We start from the raw sequence: 24,971 nt of genomic DNA, 5'->3' as shown, positions 1-24,971 counted from the left end.
GTTTCGTCTCGTCGCTGCGCTCCTCGCTCAACGACCGGAACCCCAGCCACCCCCTCGGTCGTTGAGCGAGCGCAGCGAGACGAAACGCCGCATCCGGATCGACGTTTCGTCTCGTCGCTGCGCTCCTCGCTCAACGACCAGAACCCTCCGCCGCCACCTCCCCGGATCGACGTTTCGTCTCGTCGCTGCGCTCCTCGCTCAACGACCAGAACCCCCCACCCCCGGACGTTGAGCGAGCGCAGCGAGACGAAACGCCGCACCGCTCCTCGCTCAACGACCGGACGCGAGCGCGTCAGAAGCCGCTGCCGTGGCACTGGAAGGGCGCCACGATGCCGGTCGAGCGCTGCGCGGCGGCGAGCGCCTCCGCCGGCACGGTGCCGGCCGCAAGTCCTTCATGCACCGCGCCGAGCAGTTCGCACGCGTCATCGTCTGCGACGACGACCGGGGCGGCGATGACGCAATCCGCTCCCGCGTGCATCCACGCGCGCGTCATGCCGATCGCCTCCTCACCCCATCGCACCGATGACCGCCCCACCTCGCAGGCAGAGAGCACGACGGTGCGAGGCACGGGCCGCACCTGGTCGATGTCGTACCCGAAAAGGATGCCGTCGGCGAGCTCGAGCCCCGAGAAGAGCGGGTTGTCGGCCGCGTGCCGACCGTGCGCCGCGACGTGGAGGACGTCGACGTCGCGCGCCAGTTCGGTGACGCTCGCGACGGTCGCTGCGTCGGCCGGCAGGCGGCGGGCGGCATCCCACGCGGCCGCGGCGACCGCGATCTCCTCACCGCCACGCGCGACGCGCGGACCGGCGGCGAACCCGGCCGTACGGGGTGCCCGGAGCCGAGTACGCGCCCAGCGCGACGCGGACGGAGCAAGGGTGAAGGTGCGACCGACGAAGGCGGGCAGCATGCTCCACGGCACGCCCGCGAGCACGCCCGGCGTCGTCAGCACGAGCCGACGGTCGCCTGCGCGGCGCAGCGGCTCCTCGACGAGCGCGCGGGAGAGGTCGGCGAGGCGCCCCGACAGCGACCGCCGGATCACGTGGCTCATGGGGCCGGTCCGCACGGACGCCGCCATATCGAGGTCCGCGCGCAGCCCCGGCAGCGCCGCACGGGCCTCCGACCACCCCGGCAGGCCGACGAGCACGGCGTCAGCGGAGGTCACGACGAGACAGGCGAGACCCGCACTCCCGAAGACATACGCGAGCACCGCGGTGGCGGCATCTAGTCGCTGCTGCACCACCGCGAGGTCGAGTCGCTCTTCGACATCGGCGGCCCCCGTGCGCGTCCACTGGTGGTGGCGCACACGATCACCGAGGGCGACGGCCCGCGGGTCGGACAGCCAGTCCGCTCCCGGGAGGTCCGCGCGCAGCATGCGGAGTTTGGCGAGGTCGGCCGCCAGCTCCGGATCGGGCGGTGGCCGCAGCGGCACCACCTGCTGACTGAGCTGGCGCGCCCGCTCCGACCAGGCGAACACCCGCTCCGGACGCGCCGACGCGACCGCCGCGTCGATGCCCGTCAGCAGCAGACCCTGACCGTGCATCGCCACCGACGTCTGCAGATCGAGGCTGCCGAACGACGACTGCCACGTCGCGAGTTCGTCGAGTCCCGCCGCCGCGTGCCGCTCCGCCGCCGAAGGCGCATCGCCGCGGTGCGCCGCAGCCCCGACGACGCGGACGGCGCGGGCCGCGCGCACCTCGTGCGCCAGGAGCCGCACCTCGAGCGACGATGTCGGCGCGACGCGCGGCATCCGGGCCGCCGGCCGTCCCGTGCGGGCACGCCACAGCTCGCGGGCCAGGCGCAGCGCCGTCGCCTCGTTCGCGAACCCCGCCCCCGTGAGGCGACGGGCGACGCCATCGACCTCGGCCTCGTCGACCCTGTCGTCCACGTCGGCGACGATGCGGCCGGCGCGGTCCATCGCCCCGCCCGACAGAAGCGCGCGGAGACGGATGCCGTCGGCACGCGCCGCCCACGACGCGGAACCCACCTCGGTGAACCGGTCCGCCGCGACCCGCGCCACCGACTCGGCCCGCGCCGGGTCGTGGCGCAGGAGAGACGCGGCGAGGTGCAGTTCCGCCTCGGCGCGGGCCTGCGGCATCCCGTCGGCTCCGAACGCGGTCGCCGCCGCTTCGAGAAGCCGCTCGGCCTCGGTGACGAGCCCCGCGTCGCGGAGCACCTCAGCGCGGTCGCTGTCGCTGATCGCCGCATTGGCGGGGGAGAGATCGGCCAGCACAGGACGCGCGGCGCTCATCTCGCGCATCGCGCGGACGAGGTCGCCGGCGAGGAGCGCCGTGTACCCGAGGTTGTGCTGCGTCTCGGCGATGTCGGCCGCGGTCCCGTGCTCCGTGTACACGGCGAGCGCCCGTTCGAGATCGGAGAAGCTCGCGGCAAGGTCCCGACGCTGCATGTGCACGAGGCTGCGATTGACCCGCAGATTGGCGACGGCGAGGGGATCGTCCGGGATGGTGTCGATCGCTCGCCCCAGCCACTCGATCGCCTCGTCGAGCCGACCCTGGTGGACGAGCACGCTGCCCAGCTGACCGGCCAGGACACCACGCGTGTGGGCGCCGATCCGCTCATCGGAGAGGGCCGCGCGACATGTCCGCTCCCCCGTCTCGGCGTCGCCGATCTGCGTGAGCGCAAATGCGCGGGTGCCGATGATCCGCGCGGCCAGATCCGGGTCGGCGGCAGCGGCCGCGGCATCCGCGAGGACATCCGCCGCTTCGGCGTACCGGCGCTGCGCCGACAGCTCGCGCCCACGCGCGTAGAGCTCGTCGGCGGAGGGGGTCACTCCCTCAGCATGCCGTGACTCGGCCTTCGGCGCGATGCCGCGGGACCGGGACTGCCCGCTCAGCCCGCGCCGAGCACCCCCTCGACGACGTTTCGCACCGCGGGGATCTCCTTCTCCGGCGGCCCCGGCTCGACCGGCGGCGCCAGCTCCGCCGCGATCCGCCCGGCCACGAGCGGCGCGGCGAACGACGTGCCGCTCCAGACGGCGAAGCCACCGCGGAAGTCCTCCGGACCGATCGTCATCCGCTCGCGCTCGTACTGGTCGTCGCGCGCCGAGGCCTGGATGCCGCCGTAGAAGTCGGGCAGGGTGCTCACGACAGCCGCTCCTTCCGCATACGTCGCCACCCAGGGTCCGACATTGGAGAAGAGGGCGGTCGTGCGGCGGTCGGGGTTGAGCGCACCGACCGAGAGGTGCGGCGCACCGGCATCCGGTTCGATGCCGTTGTCGGATCCGGGCCACGGCCACAGCGAGGCCGGAAACGACGGGCGGTCGATGGCGTCGTTGCCCGCCGAGACGACGACGGTCGTGCCGAGGCTGCGGAGGACCGCGAGCAGGTCGTAGAGGTCGCGGGTGTAGAGCCCGTCCTCCGGGGTCTCGTGGTAGTAGCCGAGCGAGAGGTTCACGACGTCGATCGGGCGCCCGCCCTCCTCGCCGTGGACGTGCCGATGGACGAGGACTCCGAGATCCTCGATGACGGCCAGCAGGTTCGACTCCTCGACCATGCCGAGCGCGTCGGCGACCCGGATGGCGAGGATGTCGGCATCCGGGGCGGCCTGACGGACGATGCCGGCGATGAAGGTGCCGTGGCCGGCGACGTCGTCGAGCTCGCCGTCGAGCGGACCGTACAGGTCGGGGTAGATCTCGGGGTTCGCCTCGTCGTCGAGACCGATCACGTGCCCGTCGACGGTCACGTGCCGATCGACGATGTCGTCGGGCAGCCACGCGTGGACGCCCGCCCCCGTGTCGAGCACGGCGACCACGGCGCGGCGGCAACCCGGCGCGACGTCGGTGCGTCGAGGAGCCGCCCCGACCCAGGCGACCGGCTGACGCCCGCCCGACCCGCCCTCGGCGTATTCGCCGACGGGATTGGTCTTCGTGTACGGGTTGGTCTTCGTGTACGGGTTCGTCTTCGTGTACGGGTTCGTCTTCGTGTACGGGTTCGTCTTCGTGAAGGGATTCACGCCGATCGGGTCTACCGTCAGCACGTGATCGAGGCCGACGCGGTCCACTCCGGCGGCGCGCAGCGTCGCCGCGACATCCACCTCCCCGTCGCGTCCGCGCACCGCCTGCCGCATCGCGTCGCGCCGCACCTGCTGCAGCACGCGCCACGCATCGGGGAGCGCCGGGGAGATGCCGCGCGTCTTCTCGTCGGGCGTGGTGAGCCGCACCCGCAACACTCGGGGTGCGCCGGGGAGCCGCGCGGCGGGAAGCTCGCCGTCGACGTCGGAGCCGTCGAGCAGCTCCGGCACGACACCCCACCCGAACGCCCGCGCCGCACCGCGGACACGGTCGAACGGACCGCCCTCGCGGCCGAGCTCCTTGTCGTCGGGATCGAGGCTCACGAGCAGACGGTGCGGCACGTACACGGTCTGGAACGCCTCGATGCCGTCGAGAGGCTCCGACCCCGGGTCGAGCGTCGTCGCGGTGATCACCGACCCCCGCGCGCGGTCGCGCCACGACCATCCCTTCGGCAGCGGACCGTCCGAATCGCGTCGCTCATCGACCATGGGGGGAGTTCCTCTCGTGTGTTCCGGAACCGGTCACACCTCGAACCGCGGCGTGCGCAGTTCGGCGGGCGTGCCGGCATCCGTCGTGTCGGTCAGCACGATGCGCAACCGCGTCATGCCGGCCGGGATGTCTTCGAAGGCGAATCGGCCGTGCTCGGCCGCGGTCGTCCACGTGCGCTCGTCCTGTTCCAGTTCGACCGACGCGGCCGGCGCGTCGACCCAGCCGTCGACGCGCCGCAACCCGTCTGCGGCGGGAACGACATGCACGAGCACGCTCGCGGTGCCGTCGCTGAACTGCATCGTCAGCGCGTCGGCGTCGCCGCGGACCGCGGCCAGCTCCGTCGCCGTGACGAGCGTGAGCAGCGCGTACTCGCGCGACAGATCGGCCGTGGCGACAGCGGCGACCATGCGGTCGACCAGGTCGGCGGGCACCGGATCGAGTTCCTCCCACGTGCGCCGCAGCGCCCGGAACAGTTCGGCGTCGGTTTCAGCGCTCATCGGCGTCTCCTGTCCATCCGTCGGCGGTCAGCGCAGTACGCAGCTTCGCCAGGCAACGCTGTCGTGTGGGGCCGATCGACCCGACCGGCATCGCGAGGTCCTGCGCGATGTGCGCGTAGTCGGGTCGCTCCTCGAAAGCCACGATCCGCAGCAGCCGGCGACACCTCTCGTCGAGGCCGCCGACCGCCCGCCACAGCCGCGTGTCGCTGTCGGCGAGCTGTGCGCGCTCCTCGGCCGACACGTCGACCGGCAGATGGGGTTCGATCTCGGCATCCTCGGTGGGCCGCACACGCTGGTGCGCCTTCGCCGTGCGCCACGCCTCACGGCGGGCGCACGTCGTGAGCCATCCCGCGACGGCGCGCGTCTCGGCGATGCTGTCGTGGCGCCGCACGAGCGTCAGCCACGTCGTCTGCACGACGTCTTCCGCGAGCGCGCTCTCGAGCCCGTAGGCGCGCACGACGTGCCACAGGACGGGCGTCATGGTCCGCACGAGATCGTCCATCGCGCGTGTGTCGCCGCCGCGCCAGCGCGCGAACGCCGAGGCTGCGCGGTCCCAGATCGACGGGTCGCCCGACGGCCGCCCGTCGTCGTCGGGGTCGTCCCGCACGTGCGACGGGTCGGTTGCAGTCATACCGCCCATTGTGGCCACACACACAGGAGTGAGGCCAGCGCCCGCCTGATACATCCGGTTCGCAGGAAATCCGTCGGGCGCGACCGCGCACCGTCGTCAGCCTGGCCCCGTCCGCCCGCGCCCGCCTAGACTCGGGCCATGCGTCCGCTCGCCTACCTCTGCGTCCGTCCGCAGCGCGGTGCGGCCGCCGCCGAGTACGAGTCGTTCCGCAGCGCCATGCGCCTGGACGAGGAGAGCCTCCAGCGGTGGGACCTCGTCACCGACCCCCTCCCGGCGGATGCCGCCCAGCGCTGGCGGGGCGTCGTCGTCGGCGGCAGCCCCTTCAACGTCACCGACCCGGAGTCGACGAAGACCGACGTGCAGCGCCGCCTCGAAGCCGACCTGTCCCGTATCGCAGCGGCCGCGGCCTCCGGCGAGCTCGCCGCCCTTTTCACCTGCTACGGCATCGGCGTCGCCACCCGCACGCTCGGCGGCGAGGTCACGCGCGCGTACCCCGAGGACACGGGACCCACCAGCGTCACCCTCACGACGGATGCCGGCAGCGACCCGCTCTTCGGCGGCCTCGCCGATACGTTCGCCGCCCTCACGGCCCACAAGGAGGGCACCGGCCGGCTCCCCGAGGGGGCGGTGCTGCTCGCGACGAACGACACGTGCCCGGTGCAGGCCTACCGCGTCGGCGACCACCTGTACGCGACGCAGTTCCACCCCGAGCCCACGGGCCGCGCCTTCACCGAGCGGATGGCCGTCTACCGCGACGACGGGTACTTCGCGGCCTCCGACTACGACGCCATCGCCGGGCGGGTGCTCGCGGCATCCCTCACCGAGCCCGCGCGCATCCTCCGCGGATTCGCGCAGACGTTCTGAGACCGGCCGTCTCTCTGAGAGCGGCCGTCAGGCCACCCACGCCGCCTGCCGCGCCGCGCCCAGCGCGACGTACTCGCCGGGCTCCGGCACCTCGACGGGAACGCCCAGCACATCCGGCGCGATCCGGCGCACCGCTTCGGACTGCGCGCCGCCGCCGATCAGCAGCGCCCGCTCGATCGGAACGCCCTGCTCGCGCAGCGCATCCAGCCCCGCGCCGAGTCCACGGAGCATGCCCTCGACGGCGGCGCGCGCGAGGTTCTCGCGGGTGGTCGAGGCGAGGGTCATCCCGCTGAGGGATGCCGTGGCATCCGGCAGGTTCGGGGTGCGCTCGCCCTCGAAGTACGGCACGAGCGTGAGTCCGTCGGCGCCCGCCGGAGCGGCGAGCGCGAGGCGCGACAGCTCTGCGTGATCGACGCCGAGGAGGCGTCCGACCGCGTCGAGCACGCGCGCCGCGTTGAGGGTGACGACGATCGGGAGGAAGTGTCCGTCGGCGTCGGCGAAGCCGGCGATCGTGCCGGACGGGTCGCGCACGGGCTCCTCGCTGATCGCGAAGACGGTGCCGCTCGTGCCGATCGACACGACGACGTCGCCCACCCGCGCACCGACCCCGAGGGCCGCGCCCGCGTTATCGCCCGCACCCGGGGCGACGCGGCGGCCCTCGGGATCGGTGACCGACTCCCGCGGTCCGAGCACCCGCGGGAGGATCGCGTCGTGGCCGAGGGCCGCGACGAGCAGCTCACGGTCGTAGGCGTCGTCGGCGGGCCGCCAGTAGCCCGTGCCGGACGCGTCGGAACGGTCGGTCACGAGCTCGTCGAGCTCGGGTCGCTCGGGACCGAACCCGCGCAGGCGCCACGTGAGCCAGTCGTGCGGAAGGGCGACGGCCGCCACCCTCGCCGCGTTCTCCGGCTCGTGGTCGCGCAGCCAGCGGAGCTTCGTGATGGTGAAGGATGCCACGGGCACGAGCCCCGTCCGGGCAACGAGATCGTCGGCGCCGAACTCGGCGACGAGATCGGCCGCGGCACCGGCGGAGCGCGTGTCGTTCCACAGCAGCGCGTCGCGGACGACCCGCCCTTCGGCGTCGAGGGCGACCATGCCGTGCTGCTGCCCGCCGATCGACCATGCCGCGACGTCGTCGAGACCGCCGGCCGCAGTGATCGCCTCCTGGAGGGCGACCCACCAGGCATCCGGGTCGACGCTCGTCCCCTCGGGGTGGCGGGCGCGCCCTTCGCGGACGATCGCCCCGGTGGCGGTGTCGACGACGACGACCTTGCAGGACTGCGTCGAGCTGTCGACGCCCATCACGAGTGCCATGCGGGTCAGCGCGCTCCGAGCAGGTGCTCCGTCGCGAGCTGCTGCAGGCGGACGAAGCCGAAGCCCTTGCCGCCGAGGTAGGCGTCGGCGTCGAAGTCCTCGTAGGCCGAACGGTCGGCGACGAAGTCGTCGTACGTCTCACCCTCGGCGAACGTGGGCTGCGACAGCTCCGCGACGCGCGCGGCGGCGAGCGCCTCCTGCACCTCGGGGTCGGCGCGGAAGGCCTGCGCCCGCTCCTTCAGCAGCAGGTAGGTGCGCATGTTGGCCGCGGCGGAGTCCCACACGCCGGTCTCGTCCTCGGTGCGGCTCGGCTTGTAGTCGAAGTGCCGCGGGCCCGTGTAGGCCTGGCCGCCGTCGGGTCCGCCGTTTTCCAGCAGGTCGACGAGGGCGAAGGCGTTGTGGAGGTCGCCGTGGCCGAAGACGAGGTCCTGGTCGTACTTGATGCCGCGCTGACCGTTGAGGTCGATGTGGAAGAGCTTGCCGTGGTACAGCGCCTGCGCGATGCCCGCGGCGAAGTTGAGGCCCGCCATCTGCTCATGGCCGACCTCGGGGTTGAGGCCGACGAGCTCGGGACGCTCGAGCGACTCGATGAAGGCGAGGGCGTGGCCGACGGTCGGCAGCAGGATGTCGCCGCGCGGCTCGTTGGGCTTCGGCTCGATCGCGAACCGCAGGTCGTAGCCCTTGCTCACGACGTAGTCGCCGAGGAAGTTGACGGCCTCGCGGTAGCGCTCGAGGGCGGCGCGGATGTCCTTCGCGGAGTCGTACTCGGCGCCTTCGCGGCCGCCCCACATGACGAAGGTCTGGGCGCCGAGCTCCGCGCCCAGGTCGATCTGGCGGAGCACCTTGCGCAGGGCGAAGCGGCGCACGTCGCGGTCGTTGGAGGTGAAGCCGCCGTCCTTGAAGACGGGCGCGCTGAAGAGGTTCGTCGTCACCATCGGCACGATCAGGCCGGTGTCGGCGAGGGCGCCCTTGAGGCGGTCGATCTGCTTCTGACGCTCGGCGTCGGTCGAGCCGAACGGGAAGAGGTCGTCGTCGTGGAAGGTCAGGCCGGCCGCACCGAGCTCGGCGAGCTTCTCGACGGCGTGCACGACATCCAGCGGGGGTCGCGTGGGTCCGCCGAACGGATCGGTGCCGTTGTAGCCGATGGTCCAGAGTCCGAAGGTGAACTTGTCTGCCGGGGTCGGACCGGTGGAGGAAGTGGGCATGACGCTCCTTTGCGCGACGTGCGGGGAATTGTTGTGGTCTACAACCTATACCGCGGATGAGGCATCCGTCCAGTGCCGCTCACCGTCGTATCGTCCGTCGCCCTCCCGCGGCGCGCGCATTTCGGAAACGACGCAACAAAAGCCTCGCGCGCTCTACAGTGGACGGATGCGTGAGACGGTGGGCGTGCGGCAGACCAACCTCGCCCGGCTGCTGCAGCTCGTGCACCGGGGCGGCCCCCTCTCGCGCGCCGCACTGACCGAGGCGACCGGCCTCAACCGCTCGACCATCGCCGATCTCGTCGGCGAGCTCGTCGACGAAGGCCTCGTCGTGGAGCGTGCACCCGACCCGAGCCGCCGCGTCGGCCGGCCCTCGCCCCTCGTCTCCGCCGACCCGAGCGTGCTCGCCCTGGCGGTCAACCCCGAGGTGGATGCCGTGACGATCGCCGCCGTCGGTCTCGACCGGCGGATCGCCGCGCGCGTGCGCATCGACGTGCCCGCACCACCCACCCCCGAGACCACCGTCGCCCTCGTCACCGCCCAGCTCGACACGTGGCGCGCGGGCGACCTCGCGAGCGCCCGCATCGTCGCGATCGGCGTCGCGGTGCCCGGCCTCGTCCGCCGCGACGACGGCCTCGTGCGGGAAGCGCCGCACCTCGGCTGGGCCGACGCCCCCCTGCGCGAACAGATCCAGGTGGCCACCGGCATCCGCACCTCCGTCGCCAACGACGCGAGCCTGGGCGCCCTCGCGGAGCACCTGTTCGGCGCCGCGGTCGACGTCGACGACGCCGTCTACCTCAACGGCGGCGCGAGCGGCATCGGTGGCGGCCTCATCGTCAATGGGATGCCGGTGAGCGGCGCGGGCGGCTACGCGGGCGAGTTCGGGCAGAACCGTCCGGGCATCGCCGACGCGGGCGACCGGCGTGCGCCCGGGGGCGTGCTCGAGGACGAGGTGAGCCGCTCCCGCCTGCTGGATGCCGTCGGCCTCTCCTCCGCCGACGAGCCGACCCTCGCCGCCGCCCTCGCCGCCGACGTGTCCGCCGCGGTCGCCGACGAGGTCGATCGCCAGCGGCGCATCCTCTCGACGGCGCTGGCGAACGCCGTCAACGTGCTCAATCCTCAGGTCGTCGTGCTCGGCGGCTTCCTCGCGACCCTCGCCACGGCGGGGCTGGAGGAGCTCACCGCTCTCGTGCGGGCGCAGTCCATGCCCGCCAACGCCGCCGATGTCGTGATCCTGCCGGCCGCTCTAGGTGAGGATCGCCTGCTGATCGGCGCGGCGGAGGCCGCGTTCGGCGACCTCCTGCGCGACCCGATCAGCGCGGCGGAGCCGTCGTCGCCCGCGGGATGAGTTTCGTCGGCAGCCGCAGGTGGGTCACCTCCGGCTGCTCGCCGCGCAGGAGCGCCAAGAGCATACCCGCCGCCTCGGCGCCGAGCCTCCCCATCGGCTGACGCACGGTCGTGAGGGGTGTCGCGAGCCGCGTGGCCTCCGGGATGTCGTCGAAGCCGACGATCGACAGGTCTCGCGGGACGTCGAGGTGCAGCTCGGCGGCGACCTGGAGGATCGCCAGGGCGGAGATGTCGTTGGCGGCGAAGATCGCGGTGGGCCGGTCGGGCGCCGACAGCATGTCGATCGCCACCTCGCGCACGGTGGCCTCCTGGTAGCGCCCCGCGCCGACGTAGGCCGGATCGAAGCGGATGCCGGCATCCGCCAACGCTCGTCGGTACCCGGCGTCGCGGGCGATCGAGGAGCGCAGGTCGGCGCGACCGGCGATGTAGCCGATGCGGCGATGACCGAGTTCGATGAGGTAGTGGGTGGCCTCGCGTGCGCCGCCGAAGCTGTCGCACTCGACGATGGGGAGATCGGCGGGCCCCGCGTGGGGGTCGACCGCGACGAGCGGCACCTCGGTGCTGACGTTGACGACGGTGGGGGTGACCATGATCGCGCCGTCGATGAGGGTGCCGCTGAGGCGGGAGAGCGACCGCCTCTCCCAGCCGTCTTCGTCGCCGCGCGAGCCCGTGTAGGCGAGCAGGTCGTAGCGGGAGTCGCGGAGCGCCTCGCCGACACCCTTGAGCACTTCGGCGCTGAAGGGCTCGAAGTCGGCGACGAGCACGCCGATCACACCCGTGCGGTGCGAGCGCATGCTCCGGGCGATGAGGCTCGACTCGTAGCCGAGCTCTGCGACGGCCCGCAGCACACGGTCGGCCGTCTCGGTGGCGACGCCGTATCGCCCGTTCATCGCCTTGGAGACCGTGGCCACGGAGACGCCGGCGCGGTCGGCCACGTCGTGGATGGTCGGTCTGCGTTGACTCATGGGAGCACCTTAGCGTTTTGGAAAACGGTTTCGAAAACGTTTGACACCGTTTTGTTGTGTTTAGAAACTTATGCGACCGGCTGCACCGCCGGGATGCCGACTCGACGAAGAGAACAGGAATCACATGAAAGCCCACAAGATCCTCGCCGGAGCATCGCTCCTGGTCGCCGGCTCACTCGCGCTGAGCGCCTGCGGCGGGGGCGGTGAACCCACGGCGGAGGGCGGACCGGTCGAGATGACCCTCTGGCAGAACTCCACCACCGGACCCGGCCAGCAGTTCTGGAAAGACGCGATCGCGGCCTTCGAGGCCGAGAACGACAACGTCACCATCAAGATGCAGTCCGTCCAGAACGAGGACATGGACGGCAAGCTCCAGACAGCCCTCAACGCGGGCGACCCGCCCGACATCTTCCTGCAGCGCGGCGGCGGCAAGATGACCGCCATGGTGCAGGCCGGCCAGCTCATGGACCTGACCGACCTCATCAGCGACACGGCCCGCAGCGAGATCTCCGAGGGATCGTTCAAGGCCGAGACCTACCAGGACAAGGTGTGGGCGATGCCGCTAGCGGTGCTGCCGTCGGGCTTCTGGTACGCCTCCGACCTGTTCGACGAGGCCGGCGTCACCGCGACGCCCACGACCGTGGACGAGCTCAAGAGCGTCGTCGGCTCGCTCAAGGATGCCGGGATCGCCCCGATCGCGCTCGGCGCGAAGGATGCGTGGCCCGCTGCGCACTGGTACTACAACTTCGCGCTCCGCGAGTGCGCCCCGGCCACGATCGAGGCCACCGGCGACTCGAAGGACTTCAGCGACGCCTGCTGGCTGAAGGCCGCGCAGGACCTCGCCGACTTCGCCGCCATCGAGCCGTTCAACGAAGGCTTCCTCACGACCTCCGCACAGCAGGGCGCGGGAAGCTCCGCCGGCCTGGTCGCCAATCACAAGGCGGCGATGGAGCTCATGGGCGCGTGGGACCCGGGCGTGATCGCCTCGCTCACCCCCGACGAGAAGCCGCTTCCCGACCTCGCCTGGTTCCCCTTCCCGGAGCTGTCCGGCGGTGCCGGTGAACCCGGCTCGATGATGGGCGGCGTCGACGGCTACTCGTGCTCGGCCAAGGCCCCGAAGGAGTGCGCCGACTTCCTCAACTTCATCGCCTCCGCCGACCAGCAGAAGGCGTACTACGAGGCCTTCAGCGCCCCGCCGGTCAACACGGTCGCCCAGAGCGCCGTGCAGGAGGACTACCTGAAGCAGGTGCTCGAGGCCTACAACAAGGCACCGTTCGTCTCGCAGTGGCTCGACACCGTGCTCGGACAGAACGTCGGCAACGCGCTCAACGTGGCCGTCGTCGACCTCCTGGCCGGCAAGAGCACGCCCGAGCAGATGATGCAGTCGGTCGCCGACGCGGCCAAGAAGGGCTGACCGGGACCATGACCCTCAGCGAGACATCTGTGACGCCCGCGCCGCAGACGGATCTCGCGCAGCACGGCGGGGGCGGCCACACGCCGCCCCCGCCCTCGCCGCGCCGCCGTCCGCGAGGAATCGGCTGGACCGGCCGGCTGGAGATCGCCCTCCTCGTCGGACCGGCGCTCCTGATCTTCCTCGGCTTCGTCATCTTCCCCGTCGCGATGGCGGCCTACTACGGCTTCTTCCGGTGGCAGGGCTACGGTCCGCCCACCGACTTCGTCGGGCTGCAGAACTACCTGACGATCATCACCGATCCGACCTTCCTCGAAGCGCTCGGCCACAACGGCTTCATCGTGATCGCCTCGATCGTCCTGCAGGGTCCGGTCGCCGTGCTGCTCGCGCTCCTGCTGAACCGCCGCATGCGCGGACAGTCGATCATCCGCGTGCTCATCTTCGTGCCGTACGTCATCGCCGAAGTCGTGGTCGGCACGGGCTTCGGCCTCATGCTCCAGACGCAGGGAGCGCTCAACGGGATGCTGGAAGGCCTCGGTCTCGGCGCATTCACGCAGGACTGGATCTCCGACCCGTCGATCGCGATCTGGACCCTCATGGCGATCCTCACGTGGAAGTACGTCGGATTCGCCGTCATCCTCTTCCTCGCCGGCCTCCAGGGCATTCCCGAGGAGCTCTACGAGGCGGCCGCGCTCGACGGCGCCGGCTACTGGCAGACCCATTGGCGCATCACGCTGCCGCTGCTCGCGCCGACGCTGCGCATCTGGGCGTTCCTGTCGATCATCGGCGCCCTGCAGCTGTTCGACCTCGTCTACATCATCTGGGGCCAGTACGTCGCGTCCACCGCGGGCACCTCGACGATGGCGACCTACATGGTCGTCAACGGCCGCAACGCCGGCAACTTCGGCTTCGGCAACGCGGTCGCCGTCGTCATCTTCGTCATCTCGCTCATCGTCGCCCTCATCTACCAGCGCTTCGTGCTCCGGCGCGACACCGAGGGCGCCCTCACGGAAGGGAAGAAGGGCCGATGACCTCCGTCACCGCACCGGCATCCCCCGCCGCCTCCACCGACACCGTCGCTCTCGTCACGGGCGGGCGACACCGGCGCACGAGGGAGAAGCTGCCCTGGGGCAATCCCCTCGTCTACTTCGTGGCGCTCATCGTGATCGCACTGATGCTCGCCCCCGTGCTGTACATCATCATCGGCGGCTTCCGATCCAACTCGCAGATCACCGTCGACCCGGCAGGGTGGCCCGACCCGTGGAACATCGAGAACTACCTCACGGTGCTCACCGGACCGCAGTTCTGGGGCCAGGTACTCAACTCCGTCATCGCGGCGACCGCCACCACGGCGGGGGTCGTCGCCCTCGGGCTGATGGCCAGCTACGTCATCGCCCGCTACCGCTTCCGCGGGCGCGGCGCGCTGTACGCACTGTTCGCCGCGGGCCTGATGTTCCCCATCACGGTGGCCATCACCCCGCTGTACATCGTGATCCGCGACCTCGGCCTCATGAACTCGCTGGGCGGCATCATCCTGCCCCAGATCGCGTTCGCGCTGCCGACGACGATCATCATCCTCGTCCCGTTCCTGCGCGCGATCCCCGACGAGATCCAGGAGGCGGCCTTCATCGACGGATGCAGCCGGCTGGGCTTCTTCTGGCGGATGGTGCTGCCCCTGTCGGTGCCCGGCGTCATCACCGTCGGCATCCTCGCCTTCATCGGGAGCTGGAACAGCTACCTGCTGCCCCTGTTCATCCTCAACAACGAAGCGACCTACACGCTGCCGCTGGGGGTGCAGGCGTTCTCGTCGCAGTACTCCGTCGACACCGCCAAGGTGCTCGCCTTCACGTCGCTGTCGATGATCCCCGCCCTCGTGTTCTTCAGCCTGTTCGAACGCCGCATCGTCGGCGGCCTCACCGGCGCCGTCAAGGGCTGAGCCCTCCCGCCTTCCCCTCAAGGAGTTCCGTACCGTGACCCTGACCACCCCTGCCGTCTCGACCCGCGTCGCCGACCTCGTGGCCCGCATGAGCATCGAGGAGAAGCTCGCCCAACTCGTGGGCTACTGGGTCGACCAGGGCGACGACCTCGTGGCGCCCATGGCCGGCGAGATGGCGAGTTCCACCCGCTACGAGGATGCCTCGGCCCACGGGATCGGCCACCTCACGCGCGTGTACGGCACCCGTCCGGTCGATCCGATCGAGCGTGCCGCGTGGCTCTGGGGAGAGCAGCGCCGGCTCGTGCAGGAGACGCGCCTCGGCATCCCGGCGATCGTCCACGAGGAATGTCTGACGGGCCTCGCGGCGTGGAAGGCGGCGACCTTCCCGACGCCGCTCGCGTGGGGCGCGGCGTTCGACCCCGACCTGGTGGACCGCATGGGGCGCCTGATCGGCGAGTCGATGCGCACCCTCGGCATCCATCAGGGTCTGGCACCCGTGCTCGACGTCATCCGCGACCCGCGCTGGGGTCGGGTCGACGAGTGCATCGGGGAAGACCCGTACCTCGTCGGCGTCATCGGGACGGCGTACGTGCGCGGTCTGCAGGACGCGGGCGTGCACGCGACGCTGAAGCACTTCGTCGGGTACTCGGGATCGCAGGCCGGCCGCAACCACGCCCCCGTCCACGCCGGTCCCCGCGAGCTCGCCGACGTCTTCCTGCCCCCGTTCGAGATGGCCGTGCGCGACGGCGGGGTGCGCTCGGTCATGAACTCCTACGCCGAGATCGACGGGATGCCGGTGGCCGCCACCCCCGCCTACCTCACGGATCTGCTGCGCGCGCAGTGGGGATTCGACGGCGTGGTCGTCTCGGACTACTTCTCCGTCGCCTTCCTCCACACGATGCACGCGGTGGCGAGCGACCTCGGCGACGCCGCCCGGCTCGCGTTGGAAGCGGGCATCGACGTCGAACTGCCGACGGGCGACGCGTTCGCGGGACCTCTCCTCGACCTCGTGCGCTCCGGCGGCATCGACCTCGAGGTCATCGACCGCGCCGTCGTGCGCGTGCTGGCCCAGAAGGACGAGCTGGGGCTCCTCGACGAGACCTTCGACGACGCGCCGACCGCCATCGACCTGGACTCCCCCGCACACCGCGAGGTGGCGCGGGAGCTCGCGACCTCCTCGATCGTTCTGCTCACCAACGACGGCACGCTGCCGCTGCGAGAGCCTGGACGCGTCGCGGTGATCGGTCCCAACGGCGACAGCGCCGAAGCGCTCATGGGGTGCTACTCGTTCGCCAACCACGTGCTCGCCCACCACCCGGGAGTGCCGTTCGGGTTCGAGATCCCGACGTTCGCCGCGGCCCTGTCGGACGCGCTCGGCGAGGATCGCGTCGTGCGCGCGTACGGGTGCGACGTGGAGGGCGACGACCGGTCGGGCTTCGACGAGGCGGAGGCCGCCGCGCGCGGTGCCGACGTCGCGATCGTCGTCGTCGGCGACCGCGCCGGCCTGTTCGGCCGCGGCACGGTCGGCGAAGGGAACGACGCCGAGTCGCTGGAGCTTCCGGGCGTGCAGCGCGAGCTCATCGAGCACGTGCAGGCGACCGGCACCCCGGTTGTGCTCGTCGTGCTCTCCGGCAGGCCCTACGCGATCGACGGGGCACTGACCGGCGAGCGACCCGTCGCGGCGGCATTGCAGGCGTTCTTCCCTGGTGAGGAGGGCGGCACGGCGCTCGTCGACATCGTGACGGGCCGCGTATCCCCGTCGGGACGCCTCCCCGTCTCCCTTCCGCGCTCCGTCGGCGCGCAGCCCTACACGTATCTCCACCCGTTCCTGGGCGGCCCGAACGAGATCACGAGCGCCGACAGCACACCCGCGCTCCCCTTCGGCCACGGCCTGTCGTACACGACCTTCACGCACGACGAGCTCACCGCCCCGACCGAGTCGGCGGCCGGCGCACCGCTCACCGTGAGTGTGCGCGTGCGGAACACGGGCGCCCGCGCCGGCACCGATGTCGTGCAGCTGTACGCCCGCGACGCGTTCGCGAGCGTCACGCGCCCGGTCGCCCAACTCGTCGCCTTCGCCCGCGTCCCGCTCGAGGCGGGCGAGGAGGCGACAGTGTCGTTCGACGTGCCGCCGACGCGGTTCGCCTTCACCGGCCGCGACGGACGCCGCGTCGTGGAGCCGGGCGACGTCGAGCTGTGGGTCGGACCGTCGTGCGAGGCACGAGACGCCGAGACCGTCGTCGCTCTCACGGGCGAGGTGCACGTAGTGACCCCCGCCGACGCGCGCATCGCGTCGGTCACGGTGCGCCGCTGAGTCGGACGCGTTTCGTCTCGCTGCGCTCTGCGTTTCGTCTCGCTGCGCTCTGCGTTTCGTCTCGCTGCGCTCGCTCAACGACCGGGGGGGGGCGGGGAAGCGGGCGGCGTTTCGTCTCGCTGCGCGCTGCGTTTCGTCTCGCTGCGCTCGCTCAACGACCGGCGGGGCGGGGGCTCAGTCGAGCGCGAGCTCCACGGTGGCGAATGCGTGCGGCGGCAGCGTCAGCCGCAGGATGCCGTCGGCGTCGACAGCGGCCGCCAGCGGGGCCGGGGCCACGGCGGCGGGAGCCTCGGGCGTGTTGTGCGCCGCGGCATCCGGGCCCGTCAGCACCCGCGCCCGCGTGACGCGCGCCGCGCGGCCCCGGAGGTCGACGGCGAGGTCGATCGGCTCATCGACGCCCACGTGGGTGATCGAGACGAGGCCCGCGCCTTCCCGCGTGGAGGCCGACAGCGAGATGAGCGGCAGATCGTCGCCGTCGACGGCGACGACGGGCGTCTGGATCACGTGCGACGGCGCGAGGGCGGCGTCGTGGTGCGGAGAGTTCATCTCATACACGTGATAGGTCGGGGTGAGCACGAGCCCGCCGTCGTCGTCGGTGAGGATCATGGCCTGCAGCACGTTGAGGGTCTGCGCGATGTTCGCCATCCTCAGCCGCGCGGCGTGCCGGTGGAACGCGTCGAAGTGGATGCCGGCGACGAGCGCGTCGCGCACCGTGTTCTGCTGGAAGAGGAAGCCGGGGTTGGTGCCCGGCTCCACGGTCCACCAGGTGCCCCACTCGTCGCAGACGAGACCGATGCGCCGCTCGGGGTCGTAGGCGTCCATCACGGCCTCATGCGCCGAAATGACCCGCTCGACGCCGGTCGCGTGCGCGACGGTGCGGAAGTACTGCGTGCGGTCGAACTCCGTCGCCGACTCGCGCTGTATGCCGGTGCCGGCATGCGTGTAGTAGTGGAACGAGATCGCCTGATACGGAGAGGGTTGCGGGTCGGGGGTGTTCGACGACACGGCCGACGACATGAGCGCGTGGGTCCAGCGCACGTCGTCGTCGGCGGCGCCCGCCGCGATCCTCGTCAGGCGATTGCCGTCATGGTCGCGGCAGAAGGTCGCGTAGCGACGCGCGAGCGACGTGTAGTACTCCGGCGTCATGTGGCCGCCGCATCCCCAGGCCTCGTTCCCGAGGCCCCAGAACGCCACCGTCCACGGCTCGTCGCGCCCGTTCTGTCGGCGTAGGCGGGCCATGGGACTGTCGCCGGAGCGGGTGAGGTACTCGACCCACTCACTCATCTCCTGCACCGTGCCACTGCCGACGTTGCCGTTCACGTACGCATCCGCCCCGAGCATCTCGCACAGGTCCATGAACTCGTGCGTGCCGAAGGCGTTGTCTTCGACGACGTCGCCCCAATGCGTGTTCACCATCGTCGGGCGGTCCTGTCGCGGACCGACGCCGTCGCGCCAATGGTACTCGTCGGCGAAGCAGCCGCCGGGCCAGCGCAGGTTCGGGATGCGCAGCGCGCGGAGGGCCTCGACGACATCGGTGCGGATGCCGCGCACGTTCGGGATGGCCGAGTCCTCCCCCACCCAGAAGCCGCCGTAGATACACCGGCCGAGGTGCTCGGCGAAGTGTCCGTACAGGTGCCGGCTGATGGTGTCTCCAGTGACGTCCAGGTCGACGACGGCGTGCGCGGTGGTCATGGCACTCCCTTCCCGACCCCACCGTGGCAAACCAGGTCGACCGACACCAGCACTTTGCGCAAAAATAGAGGATGCCGTCGCGCCCCACTCTCGCCGCCGTGGCCGCCGCATGCGGGGTGAGCGTGGCCACGGCATCCCGCGCGTTACGCGGAATCGGCGAGATGTCGCCCGATACGCGCCGCCGCGTCGCCCGTGAAGCACAGCGCATGGGCTACGACCGCGCGCAGACAGCGAGGGGGCGCCCGGGCCGTCGCGCCGACACCCTCCTCGATCTCGTCCTGTCGCACGTCGACGGCGCGTGGGCCGACGAGGTCATCGCGGGCGCGCGCGCCGAGTCCACCCGCCTCGGCTTCGACCTCGTGCTGACGGCCGAGCGCGAGGACCCCGACGACGACTGGCCCGAGCGTCTGCGCGCGCGGCGACCGCCGGCCGCGATCCTCGGCCTCCTCCAGCCCACCGACCGACAGCTCGCGGCGGTCAGCGCAGTCGGCATACCGGTGGTGCTTCTCGACCCGCGCGGGGAGCCACGGCATCCTCTGCCGTCCGTGCGGTCGACCGACCCCACCGGGGTGCAGGACGCAGCACGGCTGCTGCTCGACCGGGGAGTGCACCGGATCCTCGTCGTCGAAGGCGCTCCGTCGTACCGGTTCGGGCGCGACCGGGTGGCCGGCTTCCTCGGCGGCCTGACGGCAGCCGGGACGATCCGTGCCGCGGTCGTGCCGGGCGCCGCGGGCGTGCCGGACGGCGCAGGTCTGCCGACCGTCGAACGGGTGCGCGCCTCGTGGGGCGCCGATCAGGCGCGGGAAGCGGCGCGACCCGCGCTCGCCCGCGCCGCCGCCGACGGCGTCGTGGTGGGCGTGTTCGCGTGCTCCGACGAGATGGCCGTCGGCGTGTACCGGGCGGCCGCCGACACGGGACTCGTCGTGGGACGCGACGTGCTCGTCGTCGGCTTCGACGACATTCCCGCCGCGGCATGGCTCTCGCCGCCGCTCACGACGGTGCGTCAGCCCATCCGCGAGATGGCCGCGGCGGCGGTGCGCACCGCCGCCGCGATCGTCGACGCGACACCGGCCTCGGCCGGCGACTCCGAGTTCCCTACGCGACTCGTGCGGCGCGGCTCCGCCTGAGACCGTCGCGTCGCTCCGCGCCGAGACCGCTCAGCTCTCCGCGCCCGCGTCCCGTCGCCCACACGATCACGGGAGCGAGAAGGACGATCGCCGCCGCCACCCACGCCGCCACCGCGATCGGCATCGACGCGGGCTCGCCGGTCGCGCGGGCGACACCGATCCACGTGAGACCCCAGGCCATCGCGAGCGCCGGGGCAAGGCGACCGCCGGTGCCCCACGCCACCGCGGCGCCGACGATGGCGACCACGGCGAGCACCGCTACGGCGACGGGCACCGCGGCATCCGCCCACGACGCGGGGGCCACCTCGGCGGTGAGCCATGCCGTCACGTTCGCGACGGTCGCCAGCGCCACCCACCCGAGGTGGAGCCCGACCATGAGGTCCATGAAGACGACATCGGCGACGGTCCGCTGCGGCACGCGCGTCAGCACGCGCAGCGTCACCCCGAGGGCGACCAGCAGCACCACGATGGCGAGTACCGTGACCGGGAGCGTCGTGAACTGCGCGGCCAGCAGCCAGCCACCGTTGAGGACGGCCGTCAGCGCGATCCACCAGCCCGCCGCCTGCTGGCGGTGCCGAGCGCGCTGGCCGGGGAGCGCCTGCCACACGGCGTAGGCGATGAGCAGGGCGTAGATGACCGACCAGATGCCGAAGGCGGGCCGGTCGGGCGCGAGCACCGTGGCATCCGCGTCGAGCGCACCGCCCTGCAGATCACGCACGTTCGTGCCGCCGAAGAAGCCGGTGCCGACCATCGCCGCGACGATCATGAACGACACCGCGGAGATCACCGCCACCTGGCGCAGGATGTCAGAGCGCTGGTTCATGACAGCGAGCGTAGGCGCCTCCGCCGCGGCTCGACAGACCCTTGCGACGACGCCCTCGCACCGCTAGCGCACCAGCCCCGGCGGCGCCCGCGCCTACCGCGGGCCCAGCACGACGGCGGTGTCCGGCGGGAGCACTCGACGGCCATCCCGCGCCGGCACCTCGTCGGTCGCGAGCCACTCCACCTCGTCGGCGCGCACCGGCACCTCCCACGGCACCGCCGAGAGGTTCACGAGCACCCGCGCGTCGCCGCGCTCCAGCTCGTACACGCGCCCGCCGATCGCCTCGGCCGCCGTCGCGCCGAGGGCGTCGGAGCGCGCGTCGGTGAGCTGGGGTCGCTCGCGTCGCAGCGCGGCCAGCCGCCGATACAGGTCGAGGAGGCGGGCGTGGTCGCCCTCGTCGCGTTCTGACCAGTCGAGCTGAGAACGGGCGAACGTCGCAGGGTCGTTCGGGTCGGGGACGATCGACTCGTCCCAGCCCATCGCGGCGAACTCGGCCTTCCGACCCCGCGCGGTGGCTTCGGCCAGCTCCGGCTCCGGGTGCGAGGTGAAGAACTGCCACGGCGTCGACGCGCCCCACTCCTCGCCCATGAACAGCATCGGTGTTCCGGGCGCCGTCATCGTGAGGACGGCCGTGACCGCGAGCCGACCGTACGAGAGGGATGCCGAGAGGCGATCGCCCGCGGCGCGGTTGCCGATCTGGTCGTGGTCCTGCGCGAAGGTCACGAGCCGCCACGTCGGCACGTCGGCGGGCAGCGGCGCGCCGTGGTCCCGCCCGCGGAACGACGAGTGCGTACCGTCGTGGAAGAAGCCGCCCCGCCACGTCTTCGGCACCGCGTCGAGCGCCGCGAAGTCGGCGTAATACCCCTGCGTCTCGCCCGTCACCGCAACGTGGACGGCATGGTGCCAGTCGTCGACCCACTGCGCGGCCAGCCCGTGCCCCCCGGCCTCACGCGGCAGGATCGTCACGGGATCATTGAGGTCGCTCTCGGCGATGAGCGTCAGCGGGCGACCGAGCCGCGCACTCAGGGCATCGGTCTCCTCCGCGAGCTCGCGCAGGATGTGCACGGGGCTCGCGGGCGACTCGTAGAGCGCGTGCACGGCATCCAGTCGCAGCCCGTCGACGTGATGGTCGCGCATCCAGGCGAGCGCGTTGTCGATGATGTACCGGCGCACGGCGGGCTCGTCGAGGTCGACGCTGGACCCCCACGTGTTGCTGAGCCCGTCGCGCAGGTACGGGCCGAACTCCGGCAGGTAGTTGCCGCTCGGACCGAGATGGTTGTAGACGACGTCCTGGATGACGGCGAGTCCCGCCCGGTGGGCCGCGTCCACGAACCGCTGATGCCCGGCCGGGCCGCCGTAGGTCTCCTGCACGGCGTACCAGAGCACGCCGTCGTAGCCCCAGTTGTGGGTGCCGTTGAACGCGTTGACGGGCAGCAGCTCGACGTGGGTGACGCCGAGCTCCGCGAGGTGCGGCAGCCGCTCGATCGCCGCGTCGAAGGTGCCCTCGGGCGTGAAGGTGCCGATGTGCAGCTCGTAGATGAGGCCGCCGGCCAGCGGCCGTCCGGTCCACGCGTCGTCGGTCCACGCGAAGGCGGTCGGGTCGTACCATGCGGATGCCGCGTGCACCCCGTCGGGTTGCCGCCGCGACCGTGGGTCGGGCCGGAGCGCGTCACCGTCGCCCAGGACGAACCCGTAGGCCTCCCCGTCGGTCAGCGTGACGTCGGCGCGCCACCAGCCGCCGTCGCCCGCGGTGAGGTCGACATCGGCATCCGCGGAGGTGCCGCTTCCGGGTCGACGCAACCGCACCCGCGCCGCTCGCGGTGCCCACACCTCGATCATCGTGCTCCCTCGCGTTCGTCGACGGGCGCCAGCAGCGCCACGGGGTACAGGTCCAGCAGTTCCGCCAGGGCGAGCTCGCCCCCCTCGAACACGCGTCCGGTGAGCACCTCCACCGTCGGTCCGCTGTGTCGCAGCAGCACCGTGTCGCCCCACCCGCCGCGCGCGGCGAGTCCGACGGGAAGCCTCGTGGCGACGGCGAGCGCGCCGCCGCGGTCGAACGCGATCGCGTGGTCTGCCGCGTCGCCGACGACGGTCATGGGGGTGTAGCGGGTGAACAGGTCGGGGCGGCGGCGACGCAGCCGCAGCGTGCGGGACACGAGGAGGAGCTTGGCGGCCCCACTGTCATCGACAGGAGGCAGCATGCCGCCGTCGAGTTCGGCCAGGAGGCGCCGGCGCGACGCGAAGTCGACGGCGCGTCGATTGTCGGGGTCGACGAGCGAGTGATCCCACAGTTCGGTGCCCTGGTAGACGTCGGGGACGCCGGGCCCGGCCAGCTGGAGGAGCTTGGCCGACAGGGCGTTCGAGCGGCCGGCGGCGGCGATGTCGGCGACCAGCTCGTTCACGATCGCCACGGCTCGTCCGTGCGAGGCGGCGACGAGGTCGTCGATCCGCGCCTCGAAGTCGTCGTCGGGCTGGGCCCACGTCGTGCGCTCGGCGGACTCGCGGGCCGCCTTGATGGCGTAGGCGCGGAGGCGCTCGGATGCCGCGGGCCACGCCCCCACGATCGCCTGCCAGACGAGGGCGTCGAACGGCCCGTGCCCCGTCGAGGCGATCTCGCGCAGCCGCGAGAGGCCCGATGCCCACCGGTCGGGGACCTCCGCGAGCACCGACAGGCGCGCGCGCACATCTTCGCTGCGCTTCGTGTCGTGCGTCGTGAGGGCGGTCATCGCCGCCGGCCACGCGGACTGTCGGCGCCCCGCCGCCGCGTGGAACCCGTCGACGTCGAGAGAGAACACCGACGGGTCTCCGCCCACCTCGGTGAGGGTGCCCAGCCGCGTGTCGCGGTAGAACGCGGCGTCCTCGACGCCCTTGGCCATGACCGGCCCGGTCGTCTGCATGAACCGCCGTGAGAGCTCGAGGCCGGGGTCGCCGATCAGGGGTTCGATCGCCGCGATGGCCCGTGCGAGGTCGGGGCGGCGCGCGGCCGCTTCCGCGGCGGCATGCCGCACGTGCTCGCGTCCGGCGGGCAGGTAGGAGCGGTAGACAGGGAACGCCGTCAGAAGCTCGGCGAGCGCGTCGCGCGCGACGTCGGCCCCGAGGCTGTCGCGGATGCCGCCCGGCAGGCAGCGGACGAGCCGGCCGACCTCGGCGGCCTGGGCCGTGTCGGCGACGGTGCGTTTGGTCGAGTGGACGAGGTCTGCCCAGCCCGTCGAGGGCGGCAGCCCCGTGGCGGCGCGCAGGTCCGCGTCGAGCGCCGCGAGCGGCTGCTCCCCGCGCGGGTCGATGAGCACACGATCGATCTCGGCCATCGCGTCGTAGCCGGTGGTGCCGTCGGTCGCCCACCAGGCGGGAAGCTCTTCGCCGTGCTCGAGGATCTTCTCCACCACCACGTAGGGCGGCTCCGGATCCCCCGTCGCCTCGCTCACCGCGCGCGCCAGGTCGTCGAGGTAGCCGCCGGGGTCGGCGAGTCCGTCGGGGTGGTCGATCCGGAGGCCGTCGGCGAGCCCCTCCCGGAACCATCGCAGCACCTCGATGTGACTGGCCGCGAAGACGTCGGGACGCTCGACCCGCACCCCGGCGAGGGTCGTGATGGTGAAGAACCGGCGGTAGTTGAGGGTGTCGGCTTCGGAGCGCCAGTGCACGAGCTCCCAATGCTGGCGGGCCAGCACGGCGGCGACCTCCTCGGCATCCGTCGTCTCGCGCTCCGGCGCCGTGCCGTCGGCCAACGGCAGGAACGTGTCGTAGTAGCGCGCGTATCCCGCCGCGCCCTGCCAGCCGATCGGAGGAGATCCGCCGTTCGGAGGGGCGGATCCCGCGGGGTCGCCCTCCGGAGCGCCGATCCCCTCCGGAGCGCCGATCCCCTCCGGAGCGCCGGGGGCGACGGTGATCTCCCCGGCGCGGACCACCTCGTCGAGGGTCGCCCCGAGCACGGGCAGGCGCACCCGGCCATCGCCGTGGCCGCCGTCGACGTCGAACGCGACCGCGAACGGCGACGCCCAGCCGCGCCGGAGCAGGTCGGCCCACCACGGGTTGCGCCGAGAGTCGGCGACTCCCTGGTGGTTGGGGACGATGTCGATGAGGATGCCGAGGCCCGCGGCCCGCGCCGCGCCGGCGAACCGTTCGAGCGCCGCCGGGCCGCCGCGCGCAGGGTCGACCCGCGTCGGATCGACGACGTCGTAGCCGTGATCGGACCTGTCCGCTGCGTGGAGGATCGGCGACAGGTACACCCAGTCGACGCCGAGGTCGCGCATGTACGGCACGAGGTCCGCCGCGTCGTCGAGCCCGAACGACGGCCGGATCTGCAGCCGGTAGGTGGAGACGGGGCGGCGGGTCATG

General features: G+C 72.1%; 18 protein-coding genes. 7 read left to right on the top strand and 11 right to left on the bottom strand.

The features are described 5' to 3' along the window. Positions 1-292: 292 nt before the first annotated feature. From P0Y48_13755 to P0Y48_13740, 4 genes are read right to left on the bottom strand one after another with little or no spacing between them, the layout of a single operon-like run. The gene (locus P0Y48_13755; GenBank protein WEK13504.1) at positions 293-2,788 is read right to left on the bottom strand and encodes a CHAT domain-containing protein; all 2,496 of its coding nucleotides are present in this window, start codon (positions 2,786-2,788) and stop codon (positions 293-295) included. A gap of 59 nt (positions 2,789-2,847) precedes the next feature. Next, complete coding sequence (locus tag P0Y48_13750) at positions 2,848-4,515, bottom strand: S8/S53 family peptidase (protein WEK13503.1); 1,668 nt, start codon at positions 4,513-4,515, stop codon at positions 2,848-2,850. Between the two features lie 33 nt (positions 4,516-4,548). Beyond that, positions 4,549-5,013, bottom strand: a complete 465-nt coding sequence (locus P0Y48_13745) for a hypothetical protein (GenBank protein WEK13502.1) — start codon at positions 5,011-5,013, stop codon at positions 4,549-4,551. Then, positions 5,003-5,644, bottom strand: coding sequence for a sigma-70 family RNA polymerase sigma factor (locus tag P0Y48_13740; protein ID WEK13501.1), 642 nt, complete (start codon positions 5,642-5,644; stop codon positions 5,003-5,005). Before P0Y48_13740 ends, P0Y48_13745 begins: the two co-directional genes overlap by 11 nt. Before the next feature lie 138 nt (positions 5,645-5,782). Between P0Y48_13740 and P0Y48_13735 the strand changes: the two genes are divergently transcribed. Beyond that, positions 5,783-6,508 (top strand): GMP synthase, encoded by a 726-nt coding sequence (locus P0Y48_13735; GenBank protein ID WEK13500.1) that lies wholly within the window; start codon positions 5,783-5,785, stop codon positions 6,506-6,508. A gap of 27 nt (positions 6,509-6,535) precedes the next feature. Here P0Y48_13735 and xylB read toward each other — a convergent pair whose 3' ends face one another. Both xylB and xylA read right to left on the bottom strand, forming a co-directional pair. Then, the gene (gene xylB, locus P0Y48_13730; GenBank protein ID WEK13499.1) at positions 6,536-7,819 is read right to left on the bottom strand and encodes a xylulokinase; all 1,284 of its coding nucleotides are present in this window, start codon (positions 7,817-7,819) and stop codon (positions 6,536-6,538) included. A 5-nt stretch (positions 7,820-7,824) separates the two neighbouring features. Then, positions 7,825-9,024, bottom strand: a complete 1,200-nt coding sequence (xylA, locus tag P0Y48_13725) for a xylose isomerase (GenBank protein ID WEK13498.1) — start codon at positions 9,022-9,024, stop codon at positions 7,825-7,827. A gap of 166 nt (positions 9,025-9,190) precedes the next feature. Between xylA and P0Y48_13720 the strand changes: the two genes are divergently transcribed. After that, entirely contained in the window at positions 9,191-10,369 is a 1,179-nt protein-coding gene (locus P0Y48_13720; protein WEK13497.1) for an ROK family transcriptional regulator, read from the top strand. Here the strand turns inward: P0Y48_13720 and P0Y48_13715 are convergent. After that, positions 10,335-11,333: a LacI family DNA-binding transcriptional regulator gene (locus P0Y48_13715; GenBank protein ID WEK13496.1), complete on the bottom strand. Its 999-nt coding sequence runs from the start codon at positions 11,331-11,333 to the stop codon at positions 10,335-10,337. The genes P0Y48_13720 and P0Y48_13715 overlap by 35 nt on opposite strands. A 124-nt stretch (positions 11,334-11,457) precedes the next feature. Here P0Y48_13715 and P0Y48_13710 point away from each other — a divergent pair, with 124 nt between their 5' ends. The 4 genes from P0Y48_13710 to P0Y48_13695 all read left to right on the top strand — a co-directional run bounded on the left by P0Y48_13710 (position 11,458) and on the right by P0Y48_13695 (position 16,994). Beyond that, a complete protein-coding gene (locus P0Y48_13710) occupies positions 11,458-12,747 on the top strand; it encodes an extracellular solute-binding protein (GenBank protein WEK13495.1) in 1,290 nt (429 codons plus the stop codon). A gap of 8 nt (positions 12,748-12,755) precedes the next feature. Further along, positions 12,756-13,775, top strand: coding sequence for a sugar ABC transporter permease (locus P0Y48_13705; protein WEK13494.1), 1,020 nt, complete (start codon positions 12,756-12,758; stop codon positions 13,773-13,775). Continuing rightward, positions 13,772-14,680 (top strand): carbohydrate ABC transporter permease, encoded by a 909-nt coding sequence (locus tag P0Y48_13700; protein WEK13493.1) that lies wholly within the window; start codon positions 13,772-13,774, stop codon positions 14,678-14,680. Before P0Y48_13705 ends, P0Y48_13700 begins: the two co-directional genes overlap by 4 nt. 88 nt (positions 14,681-14,768) lie before the next feature. Continuing rightward, positions 14,769-16,994 (top strand): glycoside hydrolase family 3 N-terminal domain-containing protein, encoded by a 2,226-nt coding sequence (locus tag P0Y48_13695; GenBank protein WEK15086.1) that lies wholly within the window; start codon positions 14,769-14,771, stop codon positions 16,992-16,994. A gap of 174 nt (positions 16,995-17,168) precedes the next feature. Here the strand turns inward: P0Y48_13695 and P0Y48_13690 are convergent, their stop codons facing one another. Continuing rightward, entirely contained in the window at positions 17,169-18,686 is a 1,518-nt protein-coding gene (locus P0Y48_13690) for an alpha-L-arabinofuranosidase C-terminal domain-containing protein (protein WEK13492.1), read from the bottom strand. Between the two features lie 71 nt (positions 18,687-18,757). On the opposite strand from P0Y48_13690, the gene P0Y48_13685 reads away from it, so the two are divergent. Continuing rightward, on the top strand, positions 18,758-19,813 hold the full coding sequence (locus P0Y48_13685; protein WEK13491.1) for a LacI family DNA-binding transcriptional regulator: 1,056 nt from the start codon (positions 18,758-18,760) through the stop codon (positions 19,811-19,813). Here P0Y48_13685 and P0Y48_13680 read toward each other — a convergent pair. The 3 genes from P0Y48_13680 to treY form a co-directional block, all read right to left on the bottom strand. Continuing rightward, positions 19,782-20,636, bottom strand: coding sequence for a tryptophan-rich sensory protein (locus tag P0Y48_13680; protein WEK13490.1), 855 nt, complete (start codon positions 20,634-20,636; stop codon positions 19,782-19,784). The two genes, P0Y48_13685 and P0Y48_13680, sit on opposite strands and share 32 nt — an antisense overlap. A gap of 93 nt (positions 20,637-20,729) precedes the next feature. Then, the gene (gene treZ / locus P0Y48_13675) at positions 20,730-22,475 is read right to left on the bottom strand and encodes a malto-oligosyltrehalose trehalohydrolase (protein ID WEK13489.1); all 1,746 of its coding nucleotides are present in this window, start codon (positions 22,473-22,475) and stop codon (positions 20,730-20,732) included. Next, a complete protein-coding gene (treY, locus tag P0Y48_13670) occupies positions 22,472-24,970 on the bottom strand; it encodes a malto-oligosyltrehalose synthase (protein WEK13488.1) in 2,499 nt (832 codons plus the stop codon). The genes treZ and treY overlap by 4 nt, the downstream gene beginning before the upstream one ends. Position 24,971 lies beyond the last annotated feature (1 nt).

Source organism: Candidatus Microbacterium phytovorans, assembly GCA_029202445.1.
Classification (GTDB): Bacteria; Actinomycetota; Actinomycetes; order Actinomycetales; family Microbacteriaceae; genus Microbacterium; species Microbacterium phytovorans.
This window is presented reverse-complemented; position numbering and strand designations above follow the sequence as displayed.

What these genes read in the sequence shown, in the direction of transcription:
- P0Y48_13750 (WEK13503.1), bottom strand. Translation starts at nt 4,515, where the DNA reads ATGGTCGATGAGCGACGCGATTCGGACGGTCCGCTGCCGAAGGGATGG.
- P0Y48_13745 (WEK13502.1), bottom strand. Translation starts at nt 5,013, where the DNA reads ATGAGCGCTGAAACCGACGCCGAACTGTTCCGGGCGCTGCGGCGCACG.
- P0Y48_13740 (WEK13501.1), bottom strand. Translation starts at nt 5,644, where the DNA reads ATGACTGCAACCGACCCGTCGCACGTGCGGGACGACCCCGACGACGAC.
- P0Y48_13735 (WEK13500.1), top strand. Translation starts at nt 5,783, where the DNA reads ATGCGTCCGCTCGCCTACCTCTGCGTCCGTCCGCAGCGCGGTGCGGCC.
- xylB (WEK13499.1), bottom strand. Translation starts at nt 7,819, where the DNA reads ATGGCACTCGTGATGGGCGTCGACAGCTCGACGCAGTCCTGCAAGGTC.
- xylA (WEK13498.1), bottom strand. Translation starts at nt 9,024, where the DNA reads ATGCCCACTTCCTCCACCGGTCCGACCCCGGCAGACAAGTTCACCTTC.
- P0Y48_13720 (WEK13497.1), top strand. Translation starts at nt 9,191, where the DNA reads ATGCGTGAGACGGTGGGCGTGCGGCAGACCAACCTCGCCCGGCTGCTG.
- P0Y48_13715 (WEK13496.1), bottom strand. Translation starts at nt 11,333, where the DNA reads ATGAGTCAACGCAGACCGACCATCCACGACGTGGCCGACCGCGCCGGC.
- P0Y48_13710 (WEK13495.1), top strand. Translation starts at nt 11,458, where the DNA reads ATGAAAGCCCACAAGATCCTCGCCGGAGCATCGCTCCTGGTCGCCGGC.
- P0Y48_13705 (WEK13494.1), top strand. Translation starts at nt 12,756, where the DNA reads ATGACCCTCAGCGAGACATCTGTGACGCCCGCGCCGCAGACGGATCTC.
- P0Y48_13700 (WEK13493.1), top strand. Translation starts at nt 13,772, where the DNA reads ATGACCTCCGTCACCGCACCGGCATCCCCCGCCGCCTCCACCGACACC.
- P0Y48_13695 (WEK15086.1), top strand. Translation starts at nt 14,769, where the DNA reads ATGAGCATCGAGGAGAAGCTCGCCCAACTCGTGGGCTACTGGGTCGAC.
- P0Y48_13690 (WEK13492.1), bottom strand. Translation starts at nt 18,686, where the DNA reads ATGACCACCGCGCACGCCGTCGTCGACCTGGACGTCACTGGAGACACC.
- P0Y48_13685 (WEK13491.1), top strand. Translation starts at nt 18,758, where the DNA reads ATGCCGTCGCGCCCCACTCTCGCCGCCGTGGCCGCCGCATGCGGGGTG.
- P0Y48_13680 (WEK13490.1), bottom strand. Translation starts at nt 20,636, where the DNA reads ATGAACCAGCGCTCTGACATCCTGCGCCAGGTGGCGGTGATCTCCGCG.
- treZ (WEK13489.1), bottom strand. Translation starts at nt 22,475, where the DNA reads ATGATCGAGGTGTGGGCACCGCGAGCGGCGCGGGTGCGGTTGCGTCGA.
- treY (WEK13488.1), bottom strand. Translation starts at nt 24,970, where the DNA reads ATGACCCGCCGCCCCGTCTCCACCTACCGGCTGCAGATCCGGCCGTCG.